This window comes from Mucilaginibacter sp. NFR10 (genome assembly GCF_900100445.1).
GTDB lineage: Bacteria > Bacteroidota > Bacteroidia > Sphingobacteriales > Sphingobacteriaceae > Mucilaginibacter > Mucilaginibacter rubeus.
The window spans coordinates 1,641,479-1,659,658 of the sequence record NZ_FMTV01000001.1; the positions used below are offsets into that span (position 1 = coordinate 1,641,479).

At 45.4% G+C, this 18,180-nt stretch carries 8 protein-coding genes; 1 reads left to right on the forward strand and 7 read right to left on the reverse strand.

The annotated features are described in order from the left end of the window. Positions 1 to 177 precede the first annotated feature (177 nt). The 5 genes from BLP33_RS06785 to BLP33_RS06805 all read right to left on the reverse strand — a co-directional run bounded on the left by BLP33_RS06785 (position 178) and on the right by BLP33_RS06805 (position 7,190). Positions 178 to 3,249, reverse strand: a complete 3,072-nt coding sequence (locus BLP33_RS06785) for an efflux RND transporter permease subunit (protein ID WP_090525948.1) — start codon at positions 3,247 to 3,249, stop codon at positions 178 to 180. A 10-nt stretch (positions 3,250 to 3,259) separates the two neighbouring features. Further along, on the reverse strand, positions 3,260 to 4,312 hold the full coding sequence (locus BLP33_RS06790; protein WP_090526247.1) for an efflux RND transporter periplasmic adaptor subunit: 1,053 nt from the start codon (positions 4,310 to 4,312) through the stop codon (positions 3,260 to 3,262). 16 nt (positions 4,313 to 4,328) lie between these two features. Then, positions 4,329 to 5,690, reverse strand: coding sequence for a TolC family protein (locus BLP33_RS06795; RefSeq protein ID WP_090525949.1), 1,362 nt, complete (start codon positions 5,688 to 5,690; stop codon positions 4,329 to 4,331). A 55-nt stretch (positions 5,691 to 5,745) separates the two neighbouring features. Further along, positions 5,746 to 6,357 (reverse strand): TetR/AcrR family transcriptional regulator, encoded by a 612-nt coding sequence (locus BLP33_RS06800; protein ID WP_090525950.1) that lies wholly within the window; start codon positions 6,355 to 6,357, stop codon positions 5,746 to 5,748. A gap of 71 nt (positions 6,358 to 6,428) precedes the next feature. Further along, positions 6,429 to 7,190, reverse strand: coding sequence for an SDR family NAD(P)-dependent oxidoreductase (locus tag BLP33_RS06805; protein WP_090525951.1), 762 nt, complete (start codon positions 7,188 to 7,190; stop codon positions 6,429 to 6,431). Between the two features lie 740 nt (positions 7,191 to 7,930). Between BLP33_RS06805 and BLP33_RS06810 the strand changes: the two genes are divergently transcribed. Then, positions 7,931 to 11,578, forward strand: a complete 3,648-nt coding sequence (locus BLP33_RS06810; protein ID WP_090525952.1) for an ABC transporter permease — start codon at positions 7,931 to 7,933, stop codon at positions 11,576 to 11,578. Positions 11,579 to 11,699: 121 nt separating this feature from the next. On the opposite strand, the gene BLP33_RS06815 is transcribed toward BLP33_RS06810, so the two are convergent. Together BLP33_RS06815 and BLP33_RS06820 are read right to left on the reverse strand one after the other, a co-directional pair. Continuing rightward, a complete protein-coding gene (locus BLP33_RS06815; RefSeq protein ID WP_090525953.1) occupies positions 11,700 to 12,398 on the reverse strand; it encodes a fibronectin type III domain-containing protein in 699 nt (232 codons plus the stop codon). Further along, positions 12,395 to 18,115 carry an IPT/TIG domain-containing protein gene (locus tag BLP33_RS06820; protein WP_175489954.1) on the reverse strand — a complete coding sequence of 1,907 codons (5,721 nt, stop codon included), beginning with the start codon at positions 18,113 to 18,115 and terminating at the stop codon, positions 12,395 to 12,397. The genes BLP33_RS06815 and BLP33_RS06820 overlap by 4 nt, the downstream gene beginning before the upstream one ends. Positions 18,116 to 18,180: the final 65 nt, after the last annotated feature.

Here is an 18,180-nt window from a genome sequence, read left to right on the forward strand (position 1 = left end):
CACTAAATTTAGTGAGGCTTTTTTATCTCACACATTCCTCACTCAATTTGATGATTATAGCATAATGTGGAAAAGTTTTTGGCATTACGATAGTAGTGATATATCTTCAAATAGATCACTTATGCTGTTTTTAAGATCCGTTGTTCCATTACTACAAACTCTTGATATTTTTCCGTTTCAGTTAATTACTTTTAGATGTGTGTCGCTTTCCAAATGTGGCGGGATCAATTTATACATTACGGGGGTTACTATACGCGACAGTATAGTTGAACTGATCAGCCCGCCGATCAGTACAATAGCTAACGGTGCGATCAAAGGATTGGGGTTCAAGGCAATTGGAAGCAAACCGCAGATTGCCGTAATGGAAGTAAGCACAACGGGTAGAAATCGGGTTTCGCCTGCCATCGCTATTGCTTCATCAATGCTATGGCCTTCCTCACGCAGGTGGTTGGTAAAATCGACCAGCAAAAGCGAGTTTTTAACCTGTATCCCGGACAAACCTATAAAACCGATGATAGAAACCAGTGACATCGGGTTACCCGTGAAAAGCAGCAATACCACACCGCCCAATATACCCAGGGGTATGATCGACAGTACGATAATGATCCCTTTAAATGTCTTGAACTGCAACAGCAGCACACCAACGAAAAGAAACGTGCTCAGGATGATCACCGACAGAAAGTTACCGCCTAATGCATCGCCTTCCGATTCCGCTTCTCCGGATAACTTGTAATAATAGCCCGGCGGCATTTTTAATTTATTCAGTTCAGGAACAACCTCTTTCAGGATATCATTGGCCAAGACATGCTCTTTGGTTAAGGAAGTAACTTTTACAAAGCGCGATTTATTGAAATGGTTGATCGCCGTTGGCGACGTTTCAAACGAGATAGTAGCAATCTGGTTAACCAGTACCGGCGTACCCTGTATATTATTTACGTACAGGTTTTTCAGGGCGTCCAGGTTCGAGAACTTATTCCTGGGCAGGGTGATCACCACATTTCGCGAATCGCCCCTGTCGTCGATATAGTCACCCACGTTTAATCCCGCCACGGCCATCCTTACCACTTTATCCACATCACTGGTTAACACGCCTAAGGTACGGGCCTTCTCTTTGTCAATTTTTATTTTGACGTCTGACTTATAGGTATTCAATTCGTTGTTGATATAAAAAGTGCCCGGATTTTTTTTCAGGACCTCCTCCACTTTAAAGGAAAGCTTCCGTAAGGTGTCCTGATCCTCACCAAAAACCCTCACCACAATATTGGCTTCAATCGGAGTACCTTGTTCAAAATCTTTAACTTCTATCCTTGCATAAGGAAAATCGTTGAATTTTTTTCGCAGTTGTTTGATCAGATCTGTTTTCGATTTTGGACTTGCCTCTTCGTCCAGTTGAACGAATACCTGGGCAAAATCAGGCTTTACATCCTGCTGGTGCACGTTGTAATAGATCTGTGGATTGCCTTTGCCCACGTTAGATGTGTAATAAACGATCTCTTTGTGTTTCTTCAGTTCACTTTCTACCAGCCTGGTCACCCGGTCACTTTCGGGAATATCAGCTTGCAGAGGCAGTTTGATATTGATCAGGAACATCGGCTTTTCAGAGGTCGGGAAAAGCTTAAACCCGGTTTGTGTAAATAAGAAAAAAGCAAGCCCGCTTAAGGCCAACGAGATCCCGATAGTAGTTTTGGGCCACTTTAAGGCAAGCGGCATTACCCGGGCATATGATCGGGTGAGGAAACGTTGCAGGTGCTTTAAAAAGAAGTTACCCTCGCCATGGGTATGTGTCTTTAACATTCTGCTGCCCAGGAAGGGAACAAGCGTTAAGGCCACGATCATAGAAGCCAGTACACTGGTCATCACGGCCATCGGCAGACTGCGGATAAACTCACCGGCCATATCGGGCAAAAAGGCAAGTGGCAGAAAGGCGATAACCAATGTAGCCGTACAGCCTATAACCGCTATCCCGATCTGTTGCGTACCTTTCAGGATAGCATCTTTCCGGGAATGCCCCTCGCGAAGCCAGCGCTCGATGTTCTCAACCACCACGATACTATCGTCTACCAGCAGCCCCAATGCCACCACAAGCCCTACGATACTAAGCTGATTTAAGGAATATCCCAATAAATTCATGGCAATGAGCCCCAGGGCCAAAGAAAGCGGGATAGAGATCATCACGATAAGCGATGCCCTAAATCCTAATGGCAGCAAGGTAATGATCACTAAAACGATGGCTAATCCAAAATCAAAACCCAGGTGGCCCAAGCGCTCGGAAACCATGTTAGCCTGGTCAAAGTTTTTAACAAGCCGGACATTCCCGGGCAGGCTTTTGCCGAATTCATCCAGTACCGGTAAAAACTCTTGCTGTACGCTGGCGATATTCACATTGTCTTTCATCCCCGCTGTAACCAGCACACAACGGTGCCCGTTCAGCCGGGTGATATGATCGGCAATGCCATCCCTGTAGCTCACATCGGCCACATCTTTCAGATATATGATCTTGCCATTGGCATTATAAATAACAGTATTGGCCACATCATCAACGGTCTTGAACTTGCCGCTAGTCTTTACGTTGAATATCTTGCTGTCCAGGTTGATGCTGCCACCAGGGATATCCGCTGCCTCGCTTTGTAAACTGCCTATGACCACATTGAGCGGTATTTTTAATTGAGCCAGTTTATCCAGCTGCATGTCGATCCGGATCTCTTGCTCGGGCATTCCAAAATACTTAACATCCTTGAGGTTGGTGATCTTCTCCAGGCTCGTTTTCAGAATATCCGCTTTATCCCTCAATAATTTCCCGGAAGCATTGTCAGAAACCAATGCCGCTTGCAGTACCTTTACATCAGAGGATGAGATCTTTTCTGTTTTGATCATGTAAATATCCTTTGGAAGTTCACTGTTTTTCAAGGCATTGATCTCCGTAGATATTTCCTGGTACTTATTGTCCACATCCACACCATATTTAAACTTGGGCTGGATAACCGCAACACCGTCTTCCACAGTGGTCAGGATCTTTTCGATGTTTTCCAGTCCGTAAATTTTGTTCTCAATGGGTTTTACTACCTGCTCTTCCATATCTTTCGGACTGGTGCCCGGATAGATCACCGTGATCAGGTATTGCGGCGGATGGGTGGTCGGATCTTCCGACCGCGGCATGGTAAACAACGTTAACACGCCTACTACTGCGACAAGCAAAAATATGATCAGTGTGAACTGGTAGTTCTTAACTGCGAAATTTGTAATTTTCATAACTGTAGCCTTACTTGATGATTTTAATAATGGACTGTTCGTTGAGGTAGGCGCTGTTGGAAACTACGATCTGGTCTATACCTTCCAGTTTATCCTTGAGATAGACATTGTCGTTATCGAACTTCAGGATGGTAACCGGCACTCTTTTTACACGGGTCGCGCTAACAGTGGTAAACACAAAACCTTTATTGCCGTCAGCCTCCACCAGCGATCCATAGGGGATCACCATCACACTTTCATCCTGGTGAGTGGCTATCTCCGCCTTGCCAAACATGCCAACCGCAGGTTTGAGGCCATTTAAGTTCAGCTTAAGCTCTACCTGGAACGATCCAAGGGCCTGATCTGCAGCCTGCGACTTACGAAATACCACCGCCTCAAATTGCCTGCCTACGTATCCATCGAGCGCGACTTTGGCTGTCTGCCCCGGCTTAATGATGGCCCACTCGCGGTCAGTTACCCCAACTTTTAGCGAGTAACTGTTGTGCTGTTCGGTGGAATTAATGAGCAGCACCGGCATGCCTTCGGCGATAACCTCACCTTCATTAGCTATTTTCTTGCTTACGAAGCCATCGGATGCAGCGTATATTTTGGAATAGCGATCATTAAAGGCTACAGCTTCCCGGGCTTTTTGCGCAACGTCCAGTGCGGTTTTGGTGTTTTGCAATTGCTCCAGGGTATATACGCTGTCTTTGTAAAGATTGACGGCACGACTATAATCGCGCTGTGCCTTTTCCACACCCAGGCTGGATTGAGCCAGACCGGCTGAAATCTCGGTTGAATTGAGCGTAGCCAGTAATTGGCCTTTTTTAAAGAACTGCCCTTCCTGCACCAGGATACGGTTGATTACGCCGCCTATCTTGAAGGCATATTTAGCTTCATCTTCGGTGCTCACCAGGCCGGTTGCACTAATGTGGTCGGGAACTCCTAATATGGAAACCGATGCTGTTTTAACGGGGATGATATCCGGTTCACCCATTGCGTTTTGTTCCTGATGTTTTTGTTTGCAGGAAGTCAGCAGGAATATGGCTACTATTATTATGCTGAGTAATTGAAGTTTTTTCATTGTTGTAGTGTTTTTATTATTGAATTGTGAAACTGGCATTAGCTCGTTCAATGGCCGTATAGGCTATCCAGGTGTCGAAAAGGGCGATGTTGGCGTTGAGCTGCGCATCTATCCACTGATTTTGGGCATCTAGCAGTTCGATGTAAATGGCCATTCCTTGCTTATATAGCTTGACCATATCGTTATAGTAGGTCTGGCTGGTCTTCAACTGGGATTGTGCCGCCTTATATTGTGCAATGGCGCTTTGCATGGCGGCCTGGCGTACTTTAAGCTCGGTAAGGAGTTGCTGCTGTACATAGTCGGTCTGTGATGCCAGGGCCTCGCGGTCTGCAATCGTTTGTTTTACCCGGTAACTATTTTTCCCGGAGGAAAACAGGTTCCATTCCAGGGAAACGCCTAACAAGTAATAGCGACTTTGGCTATTGAACTTCCAGTCGAACGCCTGCGATCCCAGGTCGATAAAGGTGCCCAGCTTGGGGATGATATAAGATTTGGCCAGCCCATTCAGGTTGCCGTTAATGTCTTTTGCTATCCGGAGTTTGGCTAATTCCTCCCGGCCATTGATGTTGTTAGCCAAACTTTGGTCAAGGGCCGGAAGCGTGGTAATATCATCTAAAAGGATGCTATCCGTTAGCGGCCGATTGATCAGGAAATTAAAATAATAACGGGCCGATTCCGCGGTTTTCTTTGCCCCGGTGAGTGAAGCGTTGATCCGGGAAACTTCATTTTGGCTTCTGAGCACAACAGTCCGGTTTACTTTGGCGTTGTCATATAGCCTTGTATTGATCCTTTGGCCTTCTTGCACCAGCCTGAGCGAGGACTCATAGATCCCGGTAGCATAAACGGCTTTGAGATAATTATAATAAGCCGTTTTGATCTCTTTGACCAGTTCGCGTTTATAAAGCTGGACTTCGGTTTTTTGCAGATCCACCTGCTGCGCCTTGATGCGCTTATTATAGATCAGTTCCGCATTCAAAATTGGAAGGGTAGTGCGAAACTTGGCGTCATAAAAATTATCCGGGTTGAGCAGAATGTGCTGGTTTTGTAACTGCGGAAAAGCATTGCTGCCGGTCAGTTTATTCAGCGTGGAATAAACCCCGTTAAACAGGTCGCCCGTCGGAAAATCTATCGTCCGTCCGCCGTCGGCTTTAGTATAAGTTGTTGAAAAGGTAACCTCGGGCCCGAACATGCTTTTTGCTTCCTTCAATGCATATACATTTTTTTCGAGTACAAAGTCTTGTTGCTTAATGCTCTGATTAGAGTTGAGCCCCTCGCGGATGTATTCATCCAGCCGGCTTTGAGCTTTTGCCGGGGTAGCGGCTATCAGGGCTCCCGCCACCAGGACAAAACCATATCGGATATGTGTTTTAGATTTCATTTTCAATCACTGTTATAATTTTAAACATCGTTCAATAAAACGTCAAAAAAAAGCGTCAACTTTTTTCAAGGAGCGCGACAAAACACTCATAACCGCTCTGCATCAGTTCCTCGTTCGTTCTGCCTATGAAACTTGTAGTACGGTCTTTGCAGAAGAGGGCACAAATGCCGTGCATTGCGGAAAGGATCATAAAGGTTAGATCTTCTGTATCCAAATCTTTGAATCTTCCCTTTTGCTGGCAGTCCTTAATTACAGAAGCCAGGCGATCGATCGCTTCCTGTGCTATCTTAAAACCACCATCATTTTCGGACATTTTTGCCGGTTCTTCCACCAGGAACATCAGGTTATAGTAATCCTTGTTTTCTTGTGCAAATTGGATAAAGATGCGGCCCATTGCTTTCAGGCGCTCAAAAGGGTCACCCACCTTTTCTAAAACTTTGAACTGGTTGAGCAGTAACCCGAACCCTTCCTTATGCAGTTCCTGGAAGATCTCACTTTTATCTTTAAAGTAAAAATAAATAGAGCCTGGGCTGTAGTTGATCTCGTTGGCGATACTACGCATGCTGGCTTGTTCATAGCCTTTTTCAAGGAATACTTTACGTGCTCCGTTTAAAATGCGTTTATGCATTTCCTGTTTCTCTTCCAATTTTCGTTCTGCTATGCCCATTTTTATTAATAATAAGATACAAATATAATAGTGCCGGCCGGGTGGCGAAATTTCGCACCACGATTCGGCGTTTAGTTTTTCATGCCGGGGCTAATTTGTCCCATAATATTTACAGCGGATTTTCGGCTCAATAATTTGAATCCAAATAGCATGAACCTATTCTTCCAACCTTGTACCACTCTCGGCTTCCGCCTGTTTTCCAGGGCCCTTACCAGTTCTTCGGCGACATCCTCAACAGATGACATTACAAATTTTGGAAAATCACTGGTATGTCCACCTGCATGTGAATGAAAGTCTGAGGCTGCAGCACCGGGATTAAAACCCATCACAAAAATTCCTTTTTTCTTGAACTCATACCACAGTGATTCCGAGAAATTGGCGACAAAACCTTTGGTAGCTGCATAAACTGAACCGCCCGGAAGGGAAGAATGCGCAAGCAGGGAACCAATATTTACCAAAGCATCACCCTGCCTGGCATTTTGCAAAAACGCATAAGATAAGGTTACCAGGGCATTCATATTGAGCTGCATGGTTGCCAGTTGCTCATCCAATGGGATCTCAATAAACTTTCCGTAAATACCAGCACCCGCATTGTTGATCAGAACATCGTATTCCCCGGCTTTCAAATGATCCGCTACTTTTTGCAAGTCGTCTTTATCCGTCAGGTCTGCAATCAAAATGGTATGGCCGGTGCCATCCAGATCTTTTAGTGCCTTATTTAATTTTTCCTCGCTGCGGGCTACCAGTGTTAACTGGTAATTTTGAGCAGCCAGACGTCTGGCTGTTTCCAGCCCTATGCCGCCGCTTGCGCCTGTGATCAATATTTTTTTCATGATTGTTTTGATTGATATTTTAAACACATCAAAATTATTGAACAGTGTTCAAAATAAAATATTAATTTTTTCATTTGACACGAAAATGATATACACATTTAAAACGTTCAAGGCCTTAAATACGGCTGGCCTTGTAATTATCTGACAGCCGCGTCGGCAGCTACTAACAGAAAACCAGTTATTTTCCAGCGATGCAATCTCCTTTTTACATTTTACGCAAGTAGTCAATTCTATTGACAACTTTTTTACGAAATTTTCATACGTCATATTGTCGTGATCAAGGCTTATTATATGGAACGATGTGCATACAGAATGATTGGATTAGATACGCACTTTTACTTACCGGAAAGAGCTGATCAGGAAAAGAATGGATGCCGGTGATTATAGTCTGAAGCAGCTCCCAACTAAATCTGACCTGACCGGATGAAAGCCACGTCAGTAAAATCCTAAGATGATTTTTTATAGACGTTAGAAAAGGAATAATTATTTTTCGATCAATAACAGCTTTTTTAGATCGAAAGATTGATCTAAAAAATTTTATTTCAACCTAACCGCTTCGTGATGCGGCTTATCTAAGCAAAATTTGAGAGTACTTTTTGAAACGTCTCTCCCCTACCTCCCTCCAAAACCGTACGCCCATCCGTCCGCTTCCATTACACATCAAACACAAAACCAAATCATAACGATCTTAATAAAAGCAAGTTGTAAATTTGGCTCGCCAATTGAGCCAAGTTAACTAATTGAAAACCTACATATTCCATATCAACCTTTACCACCTAACATTCCTGGGAACGGTTTTCCTTGGCCTGGCCGCGGCTTTGCTTTTATGGTTCGGCAAAAAACTAAATCAAACTGCAAACCGTTTTTTGGCAGTGGCGTTGGTGGTTATTGTTTTATACATAGCGCGCTTGCTTGCTGTAGATGTAGGGTTGGCGAGCTACATCCCCAATTGGGGCCGCTTGCCACTGCGGTTCTCGCTGGCCTTTGGACCGTTGGTTTATTTCTATGTACTTCAGACAACCCGGGCGGAATATAAATTCCGACTGAAGCATACGCTGCATTTTGTTCCTGTATTGTTTGAGCTTAGTATTCAGTTGTTTGAAACCAGCCAGAGTATTCAAACAGGAGTGGCAGCTTATCAAACTTCGGCTTTTAACCTTGTATTGGAATTGCTGGCGTTCATCTCAGCCCTGAGCTACCTATATGCATCCCATCAACAAATAGAAAACTATTACCGTCTCCTTGAATTCAACAACGGCGACAGGTTCTGCTACCAAATGCGCTGGTTGCACAGCTTGCTGGCCGGTTTCTTCATTTTGTGTTGCTGCTGGTTGATGGTTGCGGGTATTGATTATACTTATTTCCACCAGGGTTTAGGCAACCAGGCTTATTATCCCTTGTATTTGGCTTTGGCTATCCTGGCCATCCGGTTCGCAGTTGTAGCTTTTTTACGGCCCGAGGCTGCTTTGGCCCCAGCGAGGATGCCTGTATTTAAACCAGCGCTGCCGGCCGAATCGAAACAAAAAGGCACCTGGCTAAAGCAGGTGCTGAAAGCCAACCGCTATTACCAGGACCCGGAACTGAATTTACGCTCGCTGGCTGAAAAGCTCGACCTGCATCCTAATGATTTATCGCGCATCGTTAATACTGTACTCAAAAAAAGCTTTAACGATTTTATTAATGAGTACCGTGTTACCGAGGTTACCCGCAAAATGCAGGACCCAGCTTTTGATCACCTCACCCTGCTGGGCATCGCCTTCGAATCGGGCTTTAATTCAAAAACTACCTTCAACCGCACTTTTAAACAACTAACCGGCAAAAGTCCGGTCGAATATAAACTTGAATTGAAAAAAGAGCGACCAAATTATAATATGGAGCGCCAGCCCCGCTATGGCACGGTAATTTTAAACCAGCAAACGGCCCAAAACTGGTCGGTAAAAAAAACAAATCCCTACGCTATGTTTAAAAATTACTTCAAAATAGCCTGGCGCAACCTGATGCGCAATAAAAGCTATGCCACTATCAATGTTACCGGGCTGGCCATAGGCATCGCGGCCTGCTTGCTCATTTTTTTGGTTGTGCAGTACCAAACCGGTTTCGATAATTATCATACCAATAAAGACCGTATTTACCGCATCCTGAATGTAAGTAGCGGCCCCGACGGTGTGCATGCCGGTTCGGGCACGCCCCTGCCGATGGTTGAAGGCCTCAAGCTCGACTTTCCGCAAATAAAGCAGGCGGCCAACATCATGAAAAACGACGGCTCGCACTATACCATCGGCGATGTGCACAATACCGGTATCTTCAAAAAATTTAAGGAAGACCTGGCCTATTACGCCGACCCCGAATTTTTTAGGATCTTCGATTTTAAATGGCTTGCCGGCGATAAAAACACCGCCCTTGCCGAGCCTAAAACCGTGATCCTATCACGCGAAGAGGCCAACAAATTTTTCGGCGACTGGCACAATGCCATGGGCAAAACAATCCGCTATGAAAACCGCCGCGACCTGAAAGTGACCGCCATTATTGAAGATACCCCGGTTAATACCGATTTTCCGATGAAGCTGGCCATCTCCTGGATTACCCTCATTGAGAAAGGCGGCGACCTGAACGGCAATGTCCAGGATTGGGTAAGCACCTTCGGCGACCGGAATAGTTTTATCATTTTGCCCTCCGATATAAGCAAAAAACAGTTTAATACACAGCTTGCGGCTTTCGCAAAAAAGCATATTCCGCCACCTTACAATAAAAACCAGAGCTATCAATTACAGGCCCTCAAGGATATGCATTTCAATACCGAGGTAGGTGTGTACAGCGGTCACCCGTTTAGTAAGCAGCTCATCAGCGTGATTAGTTTGATTGGTTTGTTCCTGCTCATCATTGCCTGCGTTAACTTTATTAACCTGGCTACCGCGCAGGCCGTGAACCGATCAAAAGAAGTGGGCATCCGCAAAGTATTGGGCAGCAATCGATACCAGCTGGTACTCCAATTTATCAGCGAAACACTCATCATCACTTTATTTGCCGTTGTACTGGCCGCGGTAATTGCATGGATAACGCTTCCCATGCTCAATCGTCTGCTCGAGATCCAGTTGAGTGGTGGTTTTCTTGCTAATGGAATTGTGATCTTATTTTTAGTGGGCATGGTGATCGGGGTTACTCTCCTGGCCGGCTTCTATCCGGCGCTGGTATTATCGGGTTATAAGCCGATAGAGGCTTTGAGAAATAAGATCAACGCGGGCCGCGCCAGCGGCATCTCACTACGCCGGATATTGGTGGTGGCGCAGTTTTGCATAGCGCAGTTTTTAGTGATAGGAACGCTGGTATTGATTTACCAGATGAACTACTTCCGGAACAAAGAACTCGGGTTTAATAAGGATGCCGTGATTACGGTTCCATTCCCGGGCGATAGCATAAGCAAATCGAGAGTGGGCGCTTTGAAAGATGAGCTTTTGGGACAGCCGGGGATTAAGGATGTGAGCCTGAGTTTGTATGGGCCCTCGGATAACAGCGGCTGGTTCAGTGATTTTAAATTCAATAACGCAGCCAAACAAGTGGATTTTGCCGCCTGCCTCAAATGGGCCGATGCTGATTATTTCAGGCTTTATGATATCCGGTTTGTTGCCGGAGGTCCGTATAAAAAAACGGATACGATAGCGGGCTACGTGGTTAACGAAACCCTGATCCACAAACTCGGCATTACCGATCCGAAACAAGCCATAGGCAAATTCATTATGCTTTGGAATGATAAGAAACTGAACGCCCGCATTACCGGCGTGGTGAAGGATTATAATACAGGCTCGCTCCGCAGTGCTATCCCGCCGGTACTGATGGGAGCCTGGAAATCGCAATACGGCAAGCTCAATATCAAGATTCAGTCGCAAAATGTTAAACAGACCCTCGCCGGTATCGACAACCTTTGGAATAAAACCTTCCCGGAGGGCGTGTACGAATACCAGTTTCTCGATAAAACGATCGAAAACTTTTACCGTAATGAGGACGAGTTATCCACCCTTTATAAGTTATTCGCAGGCATAGCCATCTTTATTTCTTGTTTGGGATTGTATGGAATGGTATCCTTCATGGCCTTGCAACGCACCAAAGAGGTTGGTATCCGCAAAACTTTAGGGGCATCGGTAGGTAATATCGTTTACCTGTTTTCGAGGGAGTTTACGGTGCTTATTGTTATCGCCTTTGCCATATCGGCCCCCGTAGGTTATTACTTTATGCACAAATGGCTGCAGGACTATACTTACCGAATTACTATCGGCGCGGATATATTTATTTTGGCAATCCTGACTTCGGTGGCTATCGCCTGGATAAGTGTGGGTTATAAGGCCATAGTGGCCGCGCTGGCCAACCCGGTGAAGAGTTTGAGGAGTGAGTAGAAAGACCTAAGGCGCTTTTATTGGTACGACAACAAAAACAGATGATTGACTCAATCGGTCCTTTAACAACACTTAGGAACTATTGCTCCATTAAAGCCTATCGGGCAAAACAAGCGTTATCCTACTTAACCCTAAACTGGAAAATATCCGAAGTACTTAAATTATTTTGCTTATCGCGGGTTACAATCTTCCAGTAATATATGCCGGCAGGTTTAACTTGTATATTGCTTAATGAAGTACCCGAAATATGAGATTGCAACAACGATGGGGAAGCAGCATTGGTACCAAAGTATATATCGTAGTCCATGATATCGTTATCAGCATCTGAACCTGTCCATGATAGGCTAATGAGGCTATTCACAGCCTGTAATTGTCCACCATCAACTGGTTGGTAAGCAGTTGCCGGGAATGGCGCGTGACTTACTACGCCTGGCCCTGAGCTATAAAATTTCCAGGTATCGCTTTGCGCCGTACCGGATGTATTTTTTAGTTTCGATATAACCTGCCACGAGTAGGGTGTATTTACCGGCAACTCTACCGAAACCTGGTTCACAGCTACAGTTTGACTAAGTGCTTTACCCGTTTGGAGGTTTTTTATAGTTATCTCGTATTCGTCGGTATTGGTGGCCGCATTCCAGCTAAAAAATATGCTGCTTTGTGATCCTGATTGCCCATTACCGCTCACACACACCGAGTTTTGGGCGGGCAATATCAAAACGGGTTTCGATGGTGACTTTGTATCTGAACCGGCATCGCCTTTTTTTCCGCAGCTACAAAAAATAAAACCGGCACATATCGTCAACAATACTAATCTCTTCATTTTTTAATTATCTTAAATACCTGTTTTGTACCATCCGTATCCAGCATTAAAGTATAGTTACCAGGAAGCTCAATTCCGCCCGTTTGTAATGTTACTGTGCTTGCAGGGTTACTTATCTGCTTACTAAGCACCAACAAGCCACTAACTGAATAAATATCAATAATTGCCTTTTTAACCTGTTTATCACCAATAAACACATTGATAGATCCGTTGAAAGGGTTTGGGTATGGTGCCGGTTGGGCAGTAATATCAATGATCTTCTCCACCACGCCCTGGCACAACTTATCCGTTGTTACGCTTAATTTATTTTTGCCCGCCGCCAATGGTAATACAATACTGCTATCCCTGGTGCTATGTAAAACCCCGTTCAACATTACGTGATACACTTCCCCCCCGTTTAACGACAGACTGATGGCCTTGCTTGCCTCGTTTACGGTAGATAGCAGGGTAAGGTCTGCCGGTTGCGATACTACTGCCGCATAGCATTGCTGATAATTTTTATCTTCTTCTACTGTTATGCACACATTATAAGTCCCGGCTGAAAGCCCGCCAAAGTTGACGGTTTTAGTGAACGGAGCAGATTTATCCAAACCATTACCGGTTATGCGGGCGGTATATTTGTAGCTGTCATAAGTTGCATCGACTGTAATCTTTCCGTTGCCACTGCCTCTGCAGGTTAAACTTTGCGACGTTAGCAGGAAAGCATTTTGCGGCAGTATAAATTTAGATACGATAACTACAGGCAATGACACTTGGCTAAGCGAGTCGACACTTACTCGTACAGTGTATGATGCTGGCTCTTTAACTTCATAACTGGCATCTGTAGCACCGGCAATAGCCTGCCCATTTTTCATCCATTGATATTGATATCCATCTGTCGCCGCAGTGCGTAAATAAGTGCTGCCATACTGTTGGATTACGGTAGCATCAGCATCCACTTGCGGAACAATAAATAATTGCAAGCCATCTGCGATACCGGAACCGTCTTTATTTTTAACAATAATTTGCCCCCCGGTTGTGCCTGGGGCAATAATTGCGTTGATTAACGTTGGCGATACTACTTTAAATTTAGCTGCGGCCGTGGTTCCGAACGAAACATCCGTAACATTCTTAAAATTTATACCGGTAATGGCTACTGTTGTACCTACCTGCGCCCGCGGCGGTGTGAATGAGTAAATAACCGGCGCAGTTGAGGTAACAAAAGTGTTTGATTCGGCCGTATAAGTGCCCGATGATGTAACCGCACTTATGGCATAAATATAAGTGGTGTTGGGTTTAAGATTTTTCAGTACCGCATTGTAGGTTGCCATACCCGAACCACCGCTTACCGTACTCACATTAACAGTTTTACCATCGCCAACTTTCGGTGCCTCCCAATACCTGAACAGTATCGTGGCATCATTGCCATTATCATCAGCCGAACCTGCAATTGTAGCCCCAGTAGTACTGACGTCAGCCGCATCCTTAGTTGATAGTATAGGTGTTGCAGTGTACGTTCTTACAAAACTTTGCGTACTTGCGGTATTGTCGCTCCCCGCAAGCATCATGGCGCCGTTAGGGGTCATGCTTACTGAGGCACCAAGGCTCGTAGGGTTAACTTCTCTTAAATAAAGTTTATTAACCACATTCCAGGTATCGCCAGTACGTTTGTAGCACCACATCGCTCCCTCGTAATAATCTGTTAAATAGCCACCCACCATCATTGTTGCACCGTCTGCAGACAGCATCAACGCCTCTCCGAACGCAGAATTATTAGCGCCGTCTTTGGGTATTATCATATTGCCCTGCTGTTTCCAGGTATTATTGCTGCGTGTAAATACCCACACTCCGCTGTTTTGTGAACCATCATACCACGATACGCTACCTATTGCCAGCACGTTACCGTCTGCGTTTAGCGAAAGCGCAACCCCTTGCGACTGCAAATGTTTGGCACCGGTGCCAATTAGTTTGGCACCCTGCTGACTCCATACGCCGTTGGCATTCCTTGTGAATACCCAGGTAGCACCGGTATAGTTGTCATCATTGTAACCGCCCAATGCTATGGTATTGCCATCGGCACTTATAGCTACTATAACACTTTGATCAATACCGCCTACGGCACCCTGGCAAACAAGTTTGGCACCCTGTGGGGTCCATACACCGCGATCACGTGTATAAACCCATGCCGCTCCGTTATTCATGTGGCTGGTAGATCCTAACACAAGGGTGTTGCCATCGGCACTCAGTGCTATATTGTACGGATAGGCGTCGTTTAAAGGATCAATTGCCTTAAAGTCGGCTTGTTTTGACCATATTTCACCATCACGTACATACACAGTTGCAACGCCGTCGTGTGTAAAAACAGCGGTGTTGCCATCTGCACTTAGTGCGGTAAAAAATAAAAGACTTCCTGTTAATAAATTATCGGTTTGCTTTTCCCATGCATCTCCATTGCGTTTGTATATCCAAACACCACTTTGCCCGTGGTCAACATATGCAGCAAAAAGGGCGGTTTTACCGTCGGCGCTGATATTTACTTTAGTATTAGAGCGTCCGTAGCTGTCTGGCTCATCAAGATACAACCTTTGCTGTTGCAGGAAATTTGGCTGCGAGGTATTGATAACTTTAAAGCTACCACTTGCATTCACGCTCCCCGCGGGTGTGTTAATAGTAAGCCCTCCTTTAGTTGTACCGGGCATAACCATAGCAATCATTTGTTTGCCGGTTGCAGATATTACCAGGGCAGGCACACCGCCTACAATAACACTTTGGGGGCTTATAAGGTTATCGCCGCTTATTGTAATCAGTGTACCAATCGCCCCTTTCGCAGGAGTAAAAGACGTAACAACAGGCAATCCCGGTATAGTTGTGAATTTTTTTGTTATGCCATTTACCGTACCTTGAGTACTTGATGCATTTATACGGTAGTAATAAGTTACGCCGGGTGCAAGGCCAGACAGTGCAACGCTGAAAGTCACCGCTCCCTGATCTGCAGCTACGCTGCTTTTGCCATCAGCCGGTATAATTTTAGCCCCGCTCATATCGGAAGATGTGCTGTATTCAAAATTAACGGCAGCTGCAATGCCTTTACCATTCACGGTACCATTCAATGAGGCGCCATTAAGAACAATATTTGATGCGCTTAAAGTATTGGCTTCGGGCAATAAAATTGCCTTGTAAACAGCCACCGAACCAACTCCCCCATTATCAAAATGGTTGCCCGCCGCCGCAATGCTGCCATCAGCGCTAATTGATAAGGCATCACCATAATAAGTTGCATTACTTGCAGCTTGTGATACAGGGTTTCCCTGTTGGATATATTTGTCGTCGGTACGCTTAAAAAATCTAAGCTCATCCTTGCCTGTATTTCCTGCATCAGCCGCAACAATTGTTGAAGCATCGGCGCTGGCACCTACCAGGCGGCCAAACATACGCACGTTATTAGCAGCTGCAGGCAACGCTATTCTGGTGTTTTGCGTCCAGTTAATGGTTGATGGGAACTCACGTTTAAAAGCCCATACAGCACCTTGTCCGCTGTTAAAATTTGGCGCGCCTACTATCACATATTTTCCATCAGCACTTACCGATATCGAACTGCCGAACTGCGAACCATCAGCAACGCCGTCTGGCACAAGTTCAAAGGGCGGGGATAACCATCCGCTATCGCCTAATTTAGTATAAACGCGCACCGTGCCTCTGCTGCTGCCATAAGTTGGTTGTCCAACAGCAATTACCTTCCCCTCAGCACTAATAGCCAAAGTATTACCCGGCTGAAAGCCGAACGGCAGCTGTAAATTTGTACCTGACCAAACATTGTTTGCACGGTTATACACCGTTATCATAGCATAATAATTATTCTGCGAAGATCCGCTTACTACAACGGTCGATCCATCGGCGCTTACTGCTACGAGGCTGCCCTGCGCCTGTTGCCGGGGTAATGCTGCAGTAACAAGCTTTTGTCCTTGCTGTGTCCATATTTTGCTGCTTCGGGTGTATATCCAGACTGCGCCTGTTGCATTATTATCGCCTTCGCCACCTACTACTACCATATTACCATCGGCCGTTATAGCAACCGATGCTCCTTGCCTGGCCGCTCCTATTACATCAAGACCAGACAGCCGGGCTTCCATATTCCAGCTATCTCCATTTCGAGTATAAATGTAAGCCGCGCCAATATTGTTATTATCACTATGGGCTCCCACTATTAAGGTATTACCGTCGGCACTCAAGGCGGTTGCCCATCCAAATTGTGCAAGCCCTTTCACGTCTGCCTGTGTTATCCTTGTTTGCGGAGTAAATGAACCATACGCTGGTGCCAGCTTAAAATTGCTGGACGCTGTGGCATAACCATTAGCGGTGTTAAGCGCTATCGCGCCGGTTGACGCCCCGGGCATAACCATTGCTACAACTTCGGTATTAGTGTTTGACAACACTACAGTATTTATTCCTCCTATTACCACGCCCTGCGTATTAACCAGGTTATTACCATGTATAGCAACCAAAGTACCCGCCGGGCCACTTAGTGGGTTAAACGATGAAATGGCCGGCTTACCAACATTGGCGACAGTTGCTATATTTAGAGTATAAGAACTGCTGCCGGCCGCATTAAAAGCGGTTACAACATAATCTGAAGCTGGAGTTATTTCTGTAGCAAAGCCGGTGATATTACCTGTAAGCTGATCAAATTTAAGGCCCGCAGGCAGCTGTTTATTAATAATGTAACCAGTAACTCGTATTTTCCGAACCAGGTAGTTCTGATATTCTACCAGGTAAATATTCCCTTTCGTGTCATAAGTGAGCGCATTAGGACTTCTGAACTGGGCTATGGTGCCTATTCCATCTGTGTTGCCGCCTGCCGTATAACCATCGGCGGGAGTACCGGCTACCCGGTTTATTATACCGGCAGGAGAAATAACGTTTATGATTTGATTGGCTGTATAATAAATATTGCCTGTAGCATCGGCGGCTACACTGGTTACATAATTATTTGAGGGGATACCCAACATTTCGGCGGTGGCAACGGTTGTCACAACGCCCTGCGGGGTTATTTTCCTTATCCTGTCATAATCACCCGCGATGATATTATCTTGTTTATCTACAGCTAAGCAATTGATACTATTAAACCTGGCCGTTATTGCATTTCCATCATTTGATCCGGCATCGCCAAAGCTACCTGCAAATGTTGTAACAACACCTTGTGGTGTTACTTTACGGATGGCCTTGATATCATAGTCTGCAACATATAAATTACCCTTGCTATCCACAGCGATTGAAAGAGGATAACCAAAAGATGCATCGGCACCAATACCATTAACCGGGCCATAAGGGCCACCACCCGCTATTGTTGTCACTACAGTGTCGGGGGTTATTTTACGCACACTCCTATCTGACATAACATACAGGTTACCGGCAGCATCAACTGTAATTGCGCGGGGATCAACGAAGCCCGCAGACCGGCCAACGCCATCTTTGTAAATATCATTACCTCCAGCAAACGTAGTCATAACACCGGCCGGCGTTATTTTGCGAATAACATGATTGGCTTCATCGGCCATAAATATATTACCTTTTGCATCTACGCATTGTGAACGTACAGCACCGAAGCTTGCGGTTGCAGCACTACCATCCTGGTAGCCCGGCCGGCCACTGCCACAAAGAGTGGTAACCTGTCCATAATATCCCTGAGGTATTGCGCCTCCGGTGTTTACAGGCACTAACGTTTGGATTGGAACTCCCAAAGTAAATATTTTAGCTCCGGCGGTGTAAGTGATTTTAGGGGCCTGGGCCTTAACCGCAGTTATTA

Coding starts and splice junctions, on each gene's coding strand:
- BLP33_RS06785 (WP_090525948.1), bottom strand. CDS start 3,249: ATGAAAATTACAAATTTCGCAGTTAAGAACTACCAGTTCACACTGATC.
- BLP33_RS06790 (WP_090526247.1), bottom strand. CDS start 4,312: ATGAAAAAACTTCAATTACTCAGCATAATAATAGTAGCCATATTCCTG.
- BLP33_RS06795 (WP_090525949.1), bottom strand. CDS start 5,690: ATGAAATCTAAAACACATATCCGATATGGTTTTGTCCTGGTGGCGGGA.
- BLP33_RS06800 (WP_090525950.1), bottom strand. CDS start 6,357: ATGGGCATAGCAGAACGAAAATTGGAAGAGAAACAGGAAATGCATAAA.
- BLP33_RS06805 (WP_090525951.1), bottom strand. CDS start 7,190: ATGAAAAAAATATTGATCACAGGCGCAAGCGGCGGCATAGGGCTGGAA.
- BLP33_RS06815 (WP_090525953.1), bottom strand. CDS start 12,398: ATGAAGAGATTAGTATTGTTGACGATATGTGCCGGTTTTATTTTTTGT.